The 13134-nt window shown below is 41.6% G+C and carries 11 protein-coding genes; all 11 read left to right on the top strand.

Annotation, left to right across the window (positions count from 1 at the left end):
• The first annotated feature begins 154 nt into the window (after window positions 1-154).
• The 11 genes from QK890_RS15005 (at window position 155) to nusA (ending at window position 13086) form a co-directional block, all read left to right on the top strand.
• Complete coding sequence (locus QK890_RS15005; RefSeq protein WP_022011220.1) at window positions 155-1135, top strand: GntR family transcriptional regulator; 981 nt, start codon at window positions 155-157, stop codon at window positions 1133-1135.
• Window positions 1136-1207: 72 nt separating this feature from the next.
• Window positions 1208-2980 carry an L-fucose isomerase gene (gene fucI / locus QK890_RS15010; RefSeq protein WP_005822718.1) on the top strand — a complete coding sequence of 591 codons (1773 nt, stop codon included), beginning with the start codon at window positions 1208-1210 and terminating at the stop codon, window positions 2978-2980.
• An 18-nt stretch (window positions 2981-2998) separates the two neighbouring features.
• On the top strand, window positions 2999-4153 hold the full coding sequence (gene fucO / locus QK890_RS15015) for a lactaldehyde reductase (protein WP_032540414.1): 1155 nt from the start codon (window positions 2999-3001) through the stop codon (window positions 4151-4153).
• Window positions 4150-4788 (top strand): class II aldolase/adducin family protein, encoded by a 639-nt coding sequence (locus QK890_RS15020; protein WP_005812195.1) that lies wholly within the window; start codon window positions 4150-4152, stop codon window positions 4786-4788. Before fucO ends, QK890_RS15020 begins: the two co-directional genes overlap by 4 nt.
• Before the next feature lie 19 nt (window positions 4789-4807).
• Window positions 4808-6220 (top strand): rhamnulokinase family protein, encoded by a 1413-nt coding sequence (locus QK890_RS15025; protein WP_032540412.1) that lies wholly within the window; start codon window positions 4808-4810, stop codon window positions 6218-6220.
• Between the two features lie 11 nt (window positions 6221-6231).
• On the top strand, window positions 6232-7563 hold the full coding sequence (fucP, locus tag QK890_RS15030; protein ID WP_005812191.1) for an L-fucose:H+ symporter permease: 1332 nt from the start codon (window positions 6232-6234) through the stop codon (window positions 7561-7563).
• A 1-nt stretch (window position 7564) separates the two neighbouring features.
• Window positions 7565-8680, top strand: a complete 1116-nt coding sequence (locus QK890_RS15035; protein ID WP_229080799.1) for a hypothetical protein — start codon at window positions 7565-7567, stop codon at window positions 8678-8680.
• Between the two features lie 170 nt (window positions 8681-8850).
• Window positions 8851-10002, top strand: coding sequence for a 6-bladed beta-propeller (locus QK890_RS15040; protein ID WP_005812186.1), 1152 nt, complete (start codon window positions 8851-8853; stop codon window positions 10000-10002).
• On the top strand, window positions 10002-11216 hold the full coding sequence (locus QK890_RS15045; protein WP_032531119.1) for a 6-bladed beta-propeller: 1215 nt from the start codon (window positions 10002-10004) through the stop codon (window positions 11214-11216). Before QK890_RS15040 ends, QK890_RS15045 begins: the two co-directional genes overlap by 1 nt.
• Window positions 11217-11353: 137 nt before the next feature.
• Window positions 11354-11821 (top strand): ribosome assembly cofactor RimP, encoded by a 468-nt coding sequence (gene rimP / locus QK890_RS15050; protein WP_005779347.1) that lies wholly within the window; start codon window positions 11354-11356, stop codon window positions 11819-11821.
• A 2-nt stretch (window positions 11822-11823) separates the two neighbouring features.
• The gene (nusA, locus tag QK890_RS15055) at window positions 11824-13086 is read left to right on the top strand and encodes a transcription termination factor NusA (RefSeq protein WP_005812181.1); all 1263 of its coding nucleotides are present in this window, start codon (window positions 11824-11826) and stop codon (window positions 13084-13086) included.
• Window positions 13087-13134 lie beyond the last annotated feature (48 nt).

Raw genomic sequence — 13134 nt, forward strand, 5'->3', positions numbered from 1 at the left:
AAAAGTTACAAAAAAATAATGAGATCTCTGAATTCTAATGCTTTTGTGTTGTATAACATATCAGTTTACATTGTTCGAGCAGAATAAATTATCTTTCTTTGTATCGTGATAGTTCAGCATAGCTATCTATAATTAAAAACCTTTATTGATACGTATGAAAATAACTTTTGGACAACAAACGACCAAAGTAAAGCAATTGGCTGACAAGATTAGCTTTGATATCTCGATGGGAGTATATAAATCGGGAGATTCACTGCCATCGATCAATCAACTTAGCCATGCGTATGAGGTTTCCCGAGATACTGTATTTAAAGCTTTTCTTGATTTAAAAGAGAGAGGAATTATCGATTCTACTCCCGGGAAAGGGTATTATGTGGTTGGAAGATTGAAAAATGTACTTCTTCTACTTGATGAATATTCACCTTTTAAATATGCACTTTATAATAGTTTTGTAAAGCGTTTGTCTATCCGTTATAAAGTCGACCTATTGTTTCATCAGTACAATGAACGTTTGTTCAATACCATCATTCGTGAATCGTTGGGACGATACAATAAATATATTGTGATGAACTTCGATAACGAAAAGCTGTCTCCTAATCTTTATAAGATAAATCCATCCAAACTTCTTCTTCTTGATTTCGGTAAATTTGAGAAAGAGGAGTTCTCTTATGTTTGTCAGGACTTTGATCAAGGATTCTATAATGCGCTACTTCAACTGGCAGATCGATTGAAGAAATATCAAAAACTCGTTTTCGTGTTAGTGAATGATAGCATGCATCCCCGGAGTAGCCGTGACTTTTTTGAGAAATTCTGTGCCGATCAACATCTTGGTTGTGAGGTAGTGAGTGATATTGAAGGACTTCAGGTTCGCAAAGGAGAAGTATATATAGCGATTCGTCAAATAGACGTGGTGAGTATTATTAAGAAAAGTCGTATTGAGGGTTTACAATGTGGAGTTGATTTTGGCTTAATAGGGTATAATGACACACCTGCTTATGAAGTGATAGATCAGGGAATAACTGCATTAAGTGTAGATTGGGAGAAAATGGGTGATAAGGCTGCCGAATTTGTTCTGCAGGGAAAAGCCATACAAGATTACCTGCCTACGGAAGTCAGGCTGAGAGCTTCTTTATAAAAGAGTTTTTCAGAATTGTGTGTCAGCACAGGTCAGCATGGAAGAATTGTCTAATGAATTTAATAATATAGTATGAAAAAGTATCCGAAAATCGGGATTCGTCCCACCATCGATGGACGCCAGGGTGGTGTTCGCGAAAGCCTTGAAGAAAAAACAATGAATCTGGCAAAAGCTGTTGCCGAGTTGATTACTTCTAATCTCAGAAATGGCGATGGAACTCCTGTGGAGTGTGTGATTGCAGATGGAACTATCGGACGTGTTGCCGAAAGTGCTGCTTGTGCAGAAAAGTTTGAACGTGAAGGGGTAGGAGCTACTATTACTGTCACCTCATGCTGGTGTTATGGGGCTGAGACAATGGATATGAATCCATATTATCCGAAAGCTGTTTGGGGATTCAATGGGACGGAGCGTCCGGGAGCGGTGTATCTGGCTGCTGTGCTGGCAGGGCATGCACAGAAGGGATTGCCTGCATTTGGTATTTACGGTCGCGATGTACAAGACTTGAATGATAACTCTATTCCTGCGGATGTGGCAGAAAAAATTCTGCGTTTTGCCCGTGCTGCCCAGGCTGTAGCTACGATGCGTGGGAAGTCTTACCTTTCTATGGGTAGTGTTTCTATGGGTATTGCCGGTTCTATTGTAAATCCGGACTTCTTCCAGGAATATTTGGGTATGCGTAATGAGTCGGTCGATTTGACAGAGATAATTCGCCGCATGGCCGAAGGCATTTATGATAAGGAAGAATATGCCAAAGCGATGGCTTGGACTGAGAAATATTGCAAAAAGAATGAAGGGCATGATTTCAATGTGCCTGAAAAGACAAAGACACGTGCACAGAAAGATGAAGACTGGGAGTTCATTGTCAAGATGACTATCATCATGCGCGATTTGATGCAGGGTAATCCGAAGCTAAAAGAACTTGGATTTAAGGAAGAGGCTTTAGGACACAATGCCATTGCAGCGGGTTTCCAAGGACAGCGTCAATGGACGGATTTCTATCCGAATGGTGATTTCTCGGAAGCATTGCTCAATACTTCATTCGACTGGAATGGTATTCGTGAAGCATATGTAGTGGCCACTGAGAATGATGCTTGTAATGGTGTAGCTATGCTGTTCGGTCATCTGTTGACGAATCGTGCACAGATTTTCTCGGATGTACGTACTTATTGGAGTCCGGAGGCTGTGAAACGTGTTACGGGTAAGGAACTGACAGGTATGGCTGCTAATGGTATTATTCATTTGATTAATTCGGGAGCAACAACCCTTGACGGAACAGGGCAGCAAACGGATGTCAATGGAGAACCTACCATGAAACCTTGTTGGGAGGTTACGGAAGGAGAAGTTGAGAAATGTCTGGAAGCTACTACTTGGTATCCCGCCAATCGTGATTATTTCCGTGGAGGAGGTTTCTCTTCTAATTTCCTTTCGAAAGGAGGTATGCCCGTAACTATGATGCGACTGAACCTGATTAAAGGTCTTGGACCAGTGCTGCAGATAGCCGAAGGCTGGACAGTAGAGATTGATCCGGAAATTCATAAATTACTTGATGAACGTACGGACCGTACATGGCCTACTACTTGGTTTGTTCCTCGTTTATGTGATAAACCTGCCTTTAAAGATGTATACTCCGTGATGAATAACTGGGGAGCTAACCATGGTGCAATCAGTTACGGGCATATTGGTCAGGATGTGATTACACTGGCTTCCATGCTTCGTATTCCGGTTTGCATGCACAATGTGGAGGATGATCAGATTTTCCGTCCGGCGGCCTGGAATGCCTTCGGTATGGATAAAGAGGGAGCCGACTACAGAGCTTGTACTACTTATGGTCCTATTTATAAGTAACCTTTAGAAGAACGCAATATGATCAATCGATTTATATTAAACGAAGTTTCTTACTTCGGTCCGGGAGCACGTGAAGTGCTCCCTAAGGAAATCTCACGTTTGGGACTACACAAAGCATTTGTCGCAACCGATAAAGATTTGATAAAATTCGGAGTGGCGGACAAAGTGCTTAAGGTGCTGGATGCTGCTAAGATTCCTTATGTGATATTCAGTGAAATTAAGCCGAATCCTACAGTATCGAATGTAAAAGCCGGTGTGGAAGCATTTGCGGCATCCGGTGCGGACTTTATCCTGGCGATTGGCGGTGGCTCTTCTATGGATACGGCAAAGGCAATTGGGATTATTACTAATAATCCGGAATTCAGTGATGTCGTTTCATTGGAAGGCGTGGCGGATACCAAGAAGAAATCCGTACCTATTATTGCATTGCCTACTACTGCCGGAACGGCAGCAGAAGTAACTATCAACTATGTGATTACAGACGAACAGAACCAAAAAAAGATGGTTTGTGTGGATCCGAATGATATTCCGGCTATAGCGATAGTAGATGCCGAGCTGATGTATACACTTCCTAAAAGCCTGACTGCAGCTACGGGACTTGATGCACTGACACACGCTATTGAAGGGTTGATAACCAAAGGTGCATGGGAGATGAGCGATATGTTCGAAATTAAAGCTATTGAAATGATCAACCGTTATCTGGTGACTGCCGTTGAAGAACCGTCAAATGCGGAGGCACGTAATGGTATGGCAGTAGCCCAGTATATTGCCGGTATGGCTTTTTCGAATGTCGGTTTAGGAGTCGTTCATGGTATGGCACATCCGTTGGGGGCTATTTTTGATATTCCTCATGGCGTAGCCAATGCGTTGTTATTACCTATTGTTATGGAGTTCAATGCTCCGGCTGCTCTTGACAAATATGTAGAGATAGCTAAGGCTATGAACGTGTATTCTGCAGGTATGGCTAAAGAAGAGGCAGCTAAAGCAGCCGTAGATGCTGTAAAAGCATTATCTTTGAAGGTCAATATTCCACAACACTTGTCCGATTTGGGCATTCAGGAAAAGGATCTTGATCGTCTTGCTACAGCTGCGTTTGCTGATGTCTGTACGCCGGGTAATCCACGGGAAGTAACAAAAGAAATTATTCTTGATTTATATAAGAAAGCATTATGATAACTAATGAACATATCGAGCAGTATCTTGCTCAGGCACATCGCTATGGCGATGCTAAATTAATGTTGTGCAGCAGCGGTAACCTTTCATGGAGAATCGGTGAAGAAGCACTTGTTTCCGGAACGGGTTCTTGGGTACCGAACCTGCAGAAAGAAAAAGTATCTGTTTGCAATATTTCTACGGGTATACCCCAGAATGGAGTAAAACCTTCTATGGAAAGTACTTTTCATTTGGGAATCCTTCGTGAACGTCCGGATGTAAATGTAGTTCTGCATTTTCAATCGGAATATGCTACAGCTGTTTCCTGTATGAGAAACAAACCGTCAAATTTCAATGTAACTGCTGAGGTACCTTGCCATGTCGGTAAAGAGATTCCTATCATTCCTTACTATCGTCCGGGTTCGCCTGAACTGGCTGAAGCTGTTGTGGAAGCGATGAAAGAGCATAACTCTGTATTGCTGACCAATCATGGACAGGTGGTGTGTGGTAAAGATTTTGATCAGGTGTACGAACGGGCCACTTTCTTTGAAATGGCTTGCCGGATTATCGTTCAATCCGGAGGAGATTATTCGGTCCTGACTCCGGAAGAGATTGATGATCTGGAAATATATGTGTTAGGAAAGAAAACAAAATAGAAATAATGACGACCAGCTTATGAGTACTTACTTAGCAGCTGACTTTGGTGGAGGTAGCGGCCGTATTATGGCCGGTACCCTCACTGAAGGTAAGCTAAAACTGGAAGAGGTATATCGTTTTGGTAATCGGCAAATTAGACTCGGAAACCATGTCTATTGGGATTTTCTTTCTCTCTTCGAAGAAATGAAAAACGGACTTCGTGTCGCTGCCCGAAAAGGCTATCTGGTGAAAAGTATCGCTATAGATACTTGGGGAGTCGATTTTGGGCTGATTGACAAAGATGGTAATCTGTTGGGGAATCCGGTTTGTTACCGTGATTCTCGTACTAATGGTATGCCTGAGCGGGTGTTTAAGCAGATTGATCAAGCTGCCCATTATGCAGAAACAGGTATCCAAGTGATGCCTATCAATACTCTGTTTCAACTATATAGTATGAAGCAGAACAACGATGTACAACTCCGGGTAGCTGATAAACTATTATTTATGCCTGATTTGTTCAGCTATTTCCTTACAGGAACAGCGAATAATGAATATTGTATTGCTTCTACTTCTGAGTTACTTGATGCTTGTCAGCGCAACTGGTCGGATAACTTGATTAGTGAATTAGGATTACCCCGACATCTTTTTGGTGACATTGTGCTTCCTGGGACTATTTGCGGTAAACTGAAACAAGAAATTGCGGATGAAACCGGTTTAGGCTGTATTGATGTCGTTGCTGTCGGTTCACATGACACAGCCAGTGCTGTATTTGCTGTTCCTTCCAATGAACCGGATCGGGCTTATCTTAGTTCGGGAACCTGGTCCTTGCTCGGAACAGAGATTGACCAACCGATTTTGACGGAGGAAGCACGTTTGGGAGGATTCACGAATGAGGGTGGCATACAAGGCAAGATACGCTTCTTGCAGAATATAACCGGGCTTTGGATTTTACAACGTTTGATGGCTGAGTGGAAAGAACGGGGCGAAGAAACCAGTTATGATCGTGTGATAGCCGAAGCAACGTTATCAGATATCCGTTCGGTAATCGATGTAGATGATTCCTCTTTTTGCAATCCGGACTGTATGGAAGAGTCGATTGCTGAGTATTGTCATAAGCATCATTTGAGAGTGCCGGTTTCTCAAGGAGAGTTTGTTCGTTGTGTCATTGAATCATTGGCACACCGTTATAAATTAGGAGTTGAACAGATGAATCGCTGTCTGCCGGTACCGGTTAAACAGCTCCATATTATCGGAGGAGGCTGCCAGAATCGTTTGCTAAACCAACTTACTGCAAATGCTTTAGGCATTCCGGTATATGCAGGTCCGGTGGAAGCGACTGCTATCGGCAATATCTTAGTACAAGCGAAAGCTCAAGGTGAAATAGATACTTGGGAAGAGCTAAAAGAAATTATCATAAACAGTGTAAAACCTCAGGTATATTATCCTGAATAACCCGACAACCCATGAAAAACACCAACCGTTCCATTCTTCATAAAGATGGAGTTAGTTATATCCTGCCATTTATTTTAGTGACTTCTTGTTTTGCCTTATGGGGGTTCGCTAATGATATTACCAATCCAATGGTAAAGGCCTTCTCGAAAATATTTCGTATGAGTGTCACCGACGGGGCATTGGTACAGGTCGCTTTTTACGGAGGCTATTTTGCAATGGCCTTCCCTGCTGCAATGTTTATTCGTAAATACTCTTATAAAGCCGGTATCCTGCTGGGACTGGGGCTATATGCTTTGGGTGCCTTGCTGTTTTTCCCGGCAAAGATGACAGGCGATTATTACCCTTTCCTGCTCGCTTATTTTATTTTGACGTGTGGACTCTCGTTTCTGGAAACAAGTGCTAACCCTTATATATTATCGATGGGTACAGAAGAGACAGCGACGCGACGATTGAATCTGGCGCAGTCGTTTAATCCAATGGGATCATTATTGGGTATGTATGTAGCCATGAATTTCATTCAGGCGCGTCTGAATCCCATGGATACGGTAGAACGCAGCCAATTGTCTCCGTCTGAGTTTGAGGTATTGAAAGAGTCGGATTTGTCCGTGTTGATTGCCCCTTACCTGATTATAGGATTAGTGATTCTTGCCATGCTTTTTCTGATACGTGCCGTTAAAATGCCTAAGAATGGTGATAAGAATCATAATATTGATTTTATACCAACGCTAAAGCGTATTTTTAAAGTTCATCATTATAGAGAAGGAGTCATAGCGCAATTCTTTTATGTGGGTGCACAGATTATGTGTTGGACTTTTGTTATCCAATATGGAACACGCTTGTTTATGTCGCAGGGAATGGAGGAGAAGGCTGCTGAAGTGCTTTCTCAGGAATATAATATAATTGCTATGATTATTTTTTGCATAAGCCGTTTCGTGTGTACATTTATTCTTCGCTACCTGAATCCGGGGATGCTTCTCAAGATTCTTGCGATTGCGGGTGGTGCTTTTACGTTAGGTGTGATTTTTTTGCAAAACATATGGGGATTGTATTGTTTAGTAGCTGTTTCGGCTTGTATGTCACTAATGTTTCCCACGATTTATGGTATTGCTCTTCGTGGTTTGGGTGATGATGCCAAGTTTGGGGCTGCCGGTTTGATTATGGCAATTCTGGGAGGTTCTATCTTGCCACCATTACAGGCTTGTATTATTGACCAACATACATTGTTGGGTATGCCTGCTGTAAACTTGTCTTTTATACTTCCTTTTATCTGTTTCGTAGTGATTATCATTTATGGACATCGTACTTGTGCACGTGTGAAGAAGATAAAAGCAGCACGAAAGTAATATGGAGAATCGGATGCGGCGTTTGACGATTCTTCTGAGTAACTGTTTTCTTCTGCTTGTGTCATTAGTTTCTTGCGGGAAAGTGCCATTAGCGGAAGAAGCAGTGTTTTCTATACCGGTGGATACGGCATTTATGAGGCTTCGTCAATGGGAGTGGTATTGTCAGAAACGGGCTGACAGTTGCCTGACAGAGAATAATTATCAGGGAGCTTTATCTTGGCTGGATTCCGCTCGTATCCAAGTGGAACATTACGGACGTCCTTATTATATATTGGCACGCGGGGACGTATATTATTCCACCCATCAATATGATTCTGCCCGTCGTTATTTTAGTATGGCAGCCCATTCCATTCATCCGCATATTGCTATCGAAGCTTGGAGGAAACTTGCAGAACTGGAACTTATGGAAGGAAATGAGAAGCAAGTGTTCTATTCTACGCAGAAGGCAGATGCGCTTTTCCGGGTGGAGATAGGCCATGTGCAGAGTGATAACAGTGAAGCTCTATATCAGGAAGAGAGGTTGAAAAACGAGTTAAACCAATTGAAGATTGCCAAACAGAATCGGGAAATTGCTATGTTAACTTTGAGCCTTTGTCTGATTATACTGATTGCTTTGTTTATTTTCTACCGGCAAAATAAGATAAAGCGTGAAAAAGAGCGTCTGCTTCTTGAAGAGAAAGCCAAGTTGGAGCAAGAGAACCAAATACTGAAACAAACTGAAGAGTTAAGTGCTTTGAGAGAAAAAGAGGCGGTTTTGCGAGAGTCTTTGTTCCGTAAGGTCGATGTTTTGCGTAAAATACCCTCCCTCAATGAAGAAGAGCAGGAGAGTGGTGAACATCGCATAGCTTTGTCGGAAAGAGAGTGGGAGGAAATTCGTCAGACGGTGGATAATGCTTATGATGGGTTTTCACAACGGTTGCTTGCACGCTTTCCTTTGTTGACCTTAAAAGATATTTATTTCTGTTGTCTGGTGAAGATCAATGTCAGTATAAAGGACCTTTCCGATATTTATTGTATTAGTCGTACCTCGGTTAGTAAAAAGAAATTTCGCATCAAGCGAGAGAAGCTTGGAGCAGAGGATTCGGACTCTTTAGATGACTTTTTGCGTGGTTTTTAGTTCTCGGAAACTTGTTTGTCCATGCTATTTTAAGAGGTGGTTTATGTAATATCTTGATATGTAGTATGATAGCATATCCATTTTTGAAGTGCTTTGTCTATATCCCTTTTTGTTTTTCCTGTGCCCGATGGTTAATTTTGCAATATCAAAACTTTAAAAATGTACATGATATGTTGAATCGACTGAACTATTTCATTATGTCGGCAGGGCTACTTGTTTTAGTAGCATGTTCGTCTAATTCCGGAAAACAGGTAGAGGTGGCAAATACTCCTTTTGTTTACGATGGATTAAAAGAGTATCCGGTAAAAGAGTTGAAACTGTCCGATCTGGCAGTTAGTGATTATGTGGCATTAAAAGACAATGAAAATTCATTGTTGGGTAGGTTACCGACAAATCCTTGTATACAGGTCACTGAAGACCGGATTTATATTCAGGATGAAGAGCAGCAGGCTATATTTATTTTTGACCGTCAGGGAAATCCATTATTGCAAATGCGTCATAAAGGAGGCGGCCCTCAGGAATGGGCATCTCTGAACTCTTTCTATGTGGACAGTCCTAACAAAGAAATTATAGTGTTGGACCGCGCTAAAAAGTTTATAGTTTATGATTTGAATGGGAAATTTAAACGAAGCTTCCCGACACCCGGTTGCTCTTGGAAGTTTGCTAACTTGAATGATAAGGCTGTATTGGTATATTGTCCTTTTACAAAGCGTAATAACGGAGAGGCAGTTTGCATCCTTTCTAAAAAAGATGGCAAAAAGTTGCATGTGTGTCCTATTACGATAGATAATTTTGTGTGGGATAGCGAGGGGCGTATTGGCTATGAACCATTGAAGCCTGCTTATGGTGGGATTTTATTTTCAGATTTATCATTGAAAGGCGTGTATTTTATTGATGCTGAAACATATGAAGTAAAACAGGTTATTGATGAAGTGACAGAATATAAATTTGAAAATGCAGAGTTCGTTAAGCTACATCCGGCGATCGATGCTAAAGACTATACTTTGTATACTACGCTCGGTACGAAATGGTTGACTCCGGATATGCCAATGAACTATTATTATTTCGATAAGAAGGAGCAGAAAATGTATACTTTGAAAAATGAAACCGGATGGGCTGTTTTAAAAGATGTCTGCAATGTACAGAGAACCCGTACAACAAATACTCCAGGTATCGGCATTGGTTATTATTGGCCTTCTACTATGAAAGGAGAGTCGATGCAAGCTGAAAAAGAGCAGTTTGACCCTCGTTTCCGGGCAATAATGGACTCTATACCTGAAGAAGGTAACCCTGTATTACAAATTATGAACTTCAATAAATGATGAAGCTGTTCCGCAAGATATTGATTATTTGTCTTCTTGGGAAGTTAATGGCTTGTTCGCCATTAGCTTCCGGGGAGATAAATGATGTTTGGGGGCATAAGCAAGTGGCTACGGTTGAAATGGCAGGTTCTGATAGCGTTTGGGTCTGCCACTTGTCTATGTTGAAGGATACGGTTACTGTACCTCTTAGTCATTTTGTCGAGGAACTGGAAATGGTCATACTTGATAATCGGGATGCTGCATTGGTCTCTCCTTCCAAAACAATTATTGGCAAACAGTATATTTTAGTATATAAAATGGGGCATGTCCCTTTCAAACTTTTTACTAAAAGCGGGACCTATTTGAGGGATATCGGTTCCTTTGGTCAAGGTGCGGGTGAATATGGCTTAGTTTACGATGCACAGATGGATGAGGAGAATAACCGGCTTTATGTGTTATGTTGGCAGGCCGACCATATCTTGGTATTCGATTTACAGGGAAATATACTTCAACCGATTCGATTGGCGCATTGGTCACCTAAAGGGATATTTCATGTAGAAACGGAACGAGGACGAGTGCATGTTTGTGCTCTTTCTTTTAATCGTGACTTTGTAGGTGATAGGCATTCGCCTATGATTTGGACGCAAAGTTTGGATGGCAAGATTATAAAAGAACTTCCGGCAGGGTATTTGGCCGTGAATGATTATGGAAATGAAATCAAATCTCTGAATAATGGGACGGTGATGGACATCGGTTTCTGGTTTGGAGGGCAATATCGTAACGATTCATTATATCACTATAATAACCACGAGTTTAGGCTCGTTCCACGTTTTACGCTTGATTATGGAGGACATGAGTTGACCCCACACAGCTTCGGAGAGTTGCCGAATCACTTCTGGGGAGAAATATCATATCCTGTAAGGCTAAGTCCACATTCGTCAACTACCACTCCTCCGGAATATTATATGGTTGATAAACATACTTTACGAGGCGCTTTTGTTGAAATATACAATGATTTCTTAGGTGGCATTCCTGCTGACTGGTTCTTTTCATCTCATGACGGATATTATGTTTGGAATGTTGAACCTGCACGATTGAAGCAAATGGTTGAGGAGCGTTTGTCTTCAGGTGAGATTATCTCGGATTCGGATCGAAGAAAGCTGACCGAACTGCTTGGGAGTATTAAAGAAAACGATAACAATTATATTTTCTATGGTCGATTGAAATGTAGATAGTTCCTGTTTTTTTCTTATCATTTCTTTTTTTTCTCTAATATTTTGTAGTCGAACAGATTATTTATATCTTTGCACCCGAAACGGATGAAAGGTGGAGGGGCGATTAAGCTCCTTTTTTTGTTCTTAATAGTTAATCAATGATAGAAAAAAGAACTGTTTGTCAGATTGTTGAAGAGTGGCTGGAGGGAAAAGACTATTTTCTGGTAGAAGTGACCGTCAGCCCTGATGACAAAATTGTGGTCGAAATTGACCATGCAGAAGGGGTTTGGATTGAAGACTGTGTGGAGCTGAGTCGCTTCATTGAGTCGAAACTGAACCGTGAAGAGGAAGATTATGAGCTGGAAGTAGGTTCTGCCGGAATCGGACAGCCATTTAAAGTATTGCAACAGTACTATAACCACATCGGCCTGGAGGTGGAAGTACTGACTAAAGGCGGACGCAAACTGAGCGGGGTCTTGAAAGATGCCGATGAAGAAAAGTTTGTTGTGACCGTACAAAAGAAAGTAAAACCCGAAGGAGCCAAACGTCCTCAGTTGGTAGAAGAGGATGAAACCTTCACCTATGATGATATAAAATATACTAAATACTTAATTAGTTTTAAATAATTATGGCCAAGAAAGAAGAAACAATCAGCTTGATTGATACATTTTCGGAATTTAAGGAACTGAAGAATATTGATAGAACCACGATGGTAAGCGTGCTTGAAGAGTCGTTCCGTAGTGTGATCGCGAAAATGTTTGGCACTGATGAAAATTACGACGTAATTGTGAACCCGGATAAGGGTGACTTTGAAATATGGCGTAACCGTGAGGTAGTGGCAGACGAGGATTTGACTAACCCGAATATGCAAATTTCGTTGACTGAAGCACAAAAAATCGATGCTTCTTACGAAGTGGGTGAAGAAGTAACCGATGAAGTGATTTTCGCTAAGTTCGGTCGCCGTGCTATTTTGAATCTTCGTCAGACCCTGGCTTCTAAAATTCTTGAGCTTGAAAAGGACAGTATTTATAATAAATACATTGATAAAGTAGGTACTATCATCAACGCAGAAGTATACCAGATCTGGAAAAAAGAGATGTTGCTGCTTGACGATGAAGGAAACGAGTTATTGTTGCCGAAAACAGAGCAGATACCAAGCGATTTTTATCGTAAAGGAGAAACTGCCCGTGCAGTGGTGGCACGCGTGGACAACAAAAACAACAATCCGAAGATTATCCTCTCGCGTACTTCTCCGGTTTTCCTGCAGCGCTTGTTCGAGATGGAAGTACCTGAAATAAACGATGGCTTGATTACCATCAAAAAGATTGCCCGTATTCCCGGTGAACGTGCTAAGATTGCGGTAGAATCTTATGATGACAGAATTGATCCCGTAGGAGCCTGTGTAGGTGTAAAGGGAAGTCGTATTCATGGCATCGTACGTGAACTTCGCAATGAAAACATTGATGTGATTAATTATACATCAAATATTTCATTGTTTATCCAGCGTGCTTTAAGCCCGGCCAAAATCTCTTCTATTCGGTTGAATGAAGAAGAACGTAAAGCTGAGGTATTCCTGAAACCGGAAGAGGTATCGTTGGCTATTGGTAAAGGCGGTTTGAATATCAAACTGGCCAGTATGTTGACTGAGTACACTATCGACGTGTTCCGTGAGTTGGATGAAAACGCGCAGGATGAAGACATTTATCTGGATGAATTCAGAGATGAAATCGACGGATGGGTGATTGATGCTATTAAAGCAATTGGCATTGATACGGCTAAGTCCGTATTGACTGCACCTCGCGAAATGCTGATTGAAAAAACGGATCTGGAAGAAGAGACGGTGGACGAGGTATTACGCATTTTGAAATCGGAGTTTGAAGATAATGAATAATAGATCAATGCGATGATGTGCCGATATGCCAATAAACAGAAAGGGCGT

The organism is Bacteroides sp. NGMCC 1.200775, assembly GCF_040798045.1.
Taxonomy (GTDB): Bacteria; Bacteroidota; Bacteroidia; order Bacteroidales; family Bacteroidaceae; genus Bacteroides; species Bacteroides hominis.

Excerpts from the sequence above, each read along its gene's own strand:
- QK890_RS15005 (WP_022011220.1), top strand. The coding sequence starts at position 155 with ATGAAAATAACTTTTGGACAACAAACGACCAAAGTAAAGCAATTGGCT.
- fucI (WP_005822718.1), top strand. The coding sequence starts at position 1,208 with ATGAAAAAGTATCCGAAAATCGGGATTCGTCCCACCATCGATGGACGC.
- fucO (WP_032540414.1), top strand. The coding sequence starts at position 2,999 with ATGATCAATCGATTTATATTAAACGAAGTTTCTTACTTCGGTCCGGGA.
- QK890_RS15020 (WP_005812195.1), top strand. The coding sequence starts at position 4,150 with ATGATAACTAATGAACATATCGAGCAGTATCTTGCTCAGGCACATCGC.
- QK890_RS15025 (WP_032540412.1), top strand. The coding sequence starts at position 4,808 with ATGAGTACTTACTTAGCAGCTGACTTTGGTGGAGGTAGCGGCCGTATT.
- fucP (WP_005812191.1), top strand. The coding sequence starts at position 6,232 with ATGAAAAACACCAACCGTTCCATTCTTCATAAAGATGGAGTTAGTTAT.
- QK890_RS15035 (WP_229080799.1), top strand. The coding sequence starts at position 7,565 with ATGGAGAATCGGATGCGGCGTTTGACGATTCTTCTGAGTAACTGTTTT.
- QK890_RS15040 (WP_005812186.1), top strand. The coding sequence starts at position 8,851 with ATGTTGAATCGACTGAACTATTTCATTATGTCGGCAGGGCTACTTGTT.
- QK890_RS15045 (WP_032531119.1), top strand. The coding sequence starts at position 10,002 with ATGAAGCTGTTCCGCAAGATATTGATTATTTGTCTTCTTGGGAAGTTA.
- rimP (WP_005779347.1), top strand. The coding sequence starts at position 11,354 with ATGATAGAAAAAAGAACTGTTTGTCAGATTGTTGAAGAGTGGCTGGAG.
- nusA (WP_005812181.1), top strand. The coding sequence starts at position 11,824 with ATGGCCAAGAAAGAAGAAACAATCAGCTTGATTGATACATTTTCGGAA.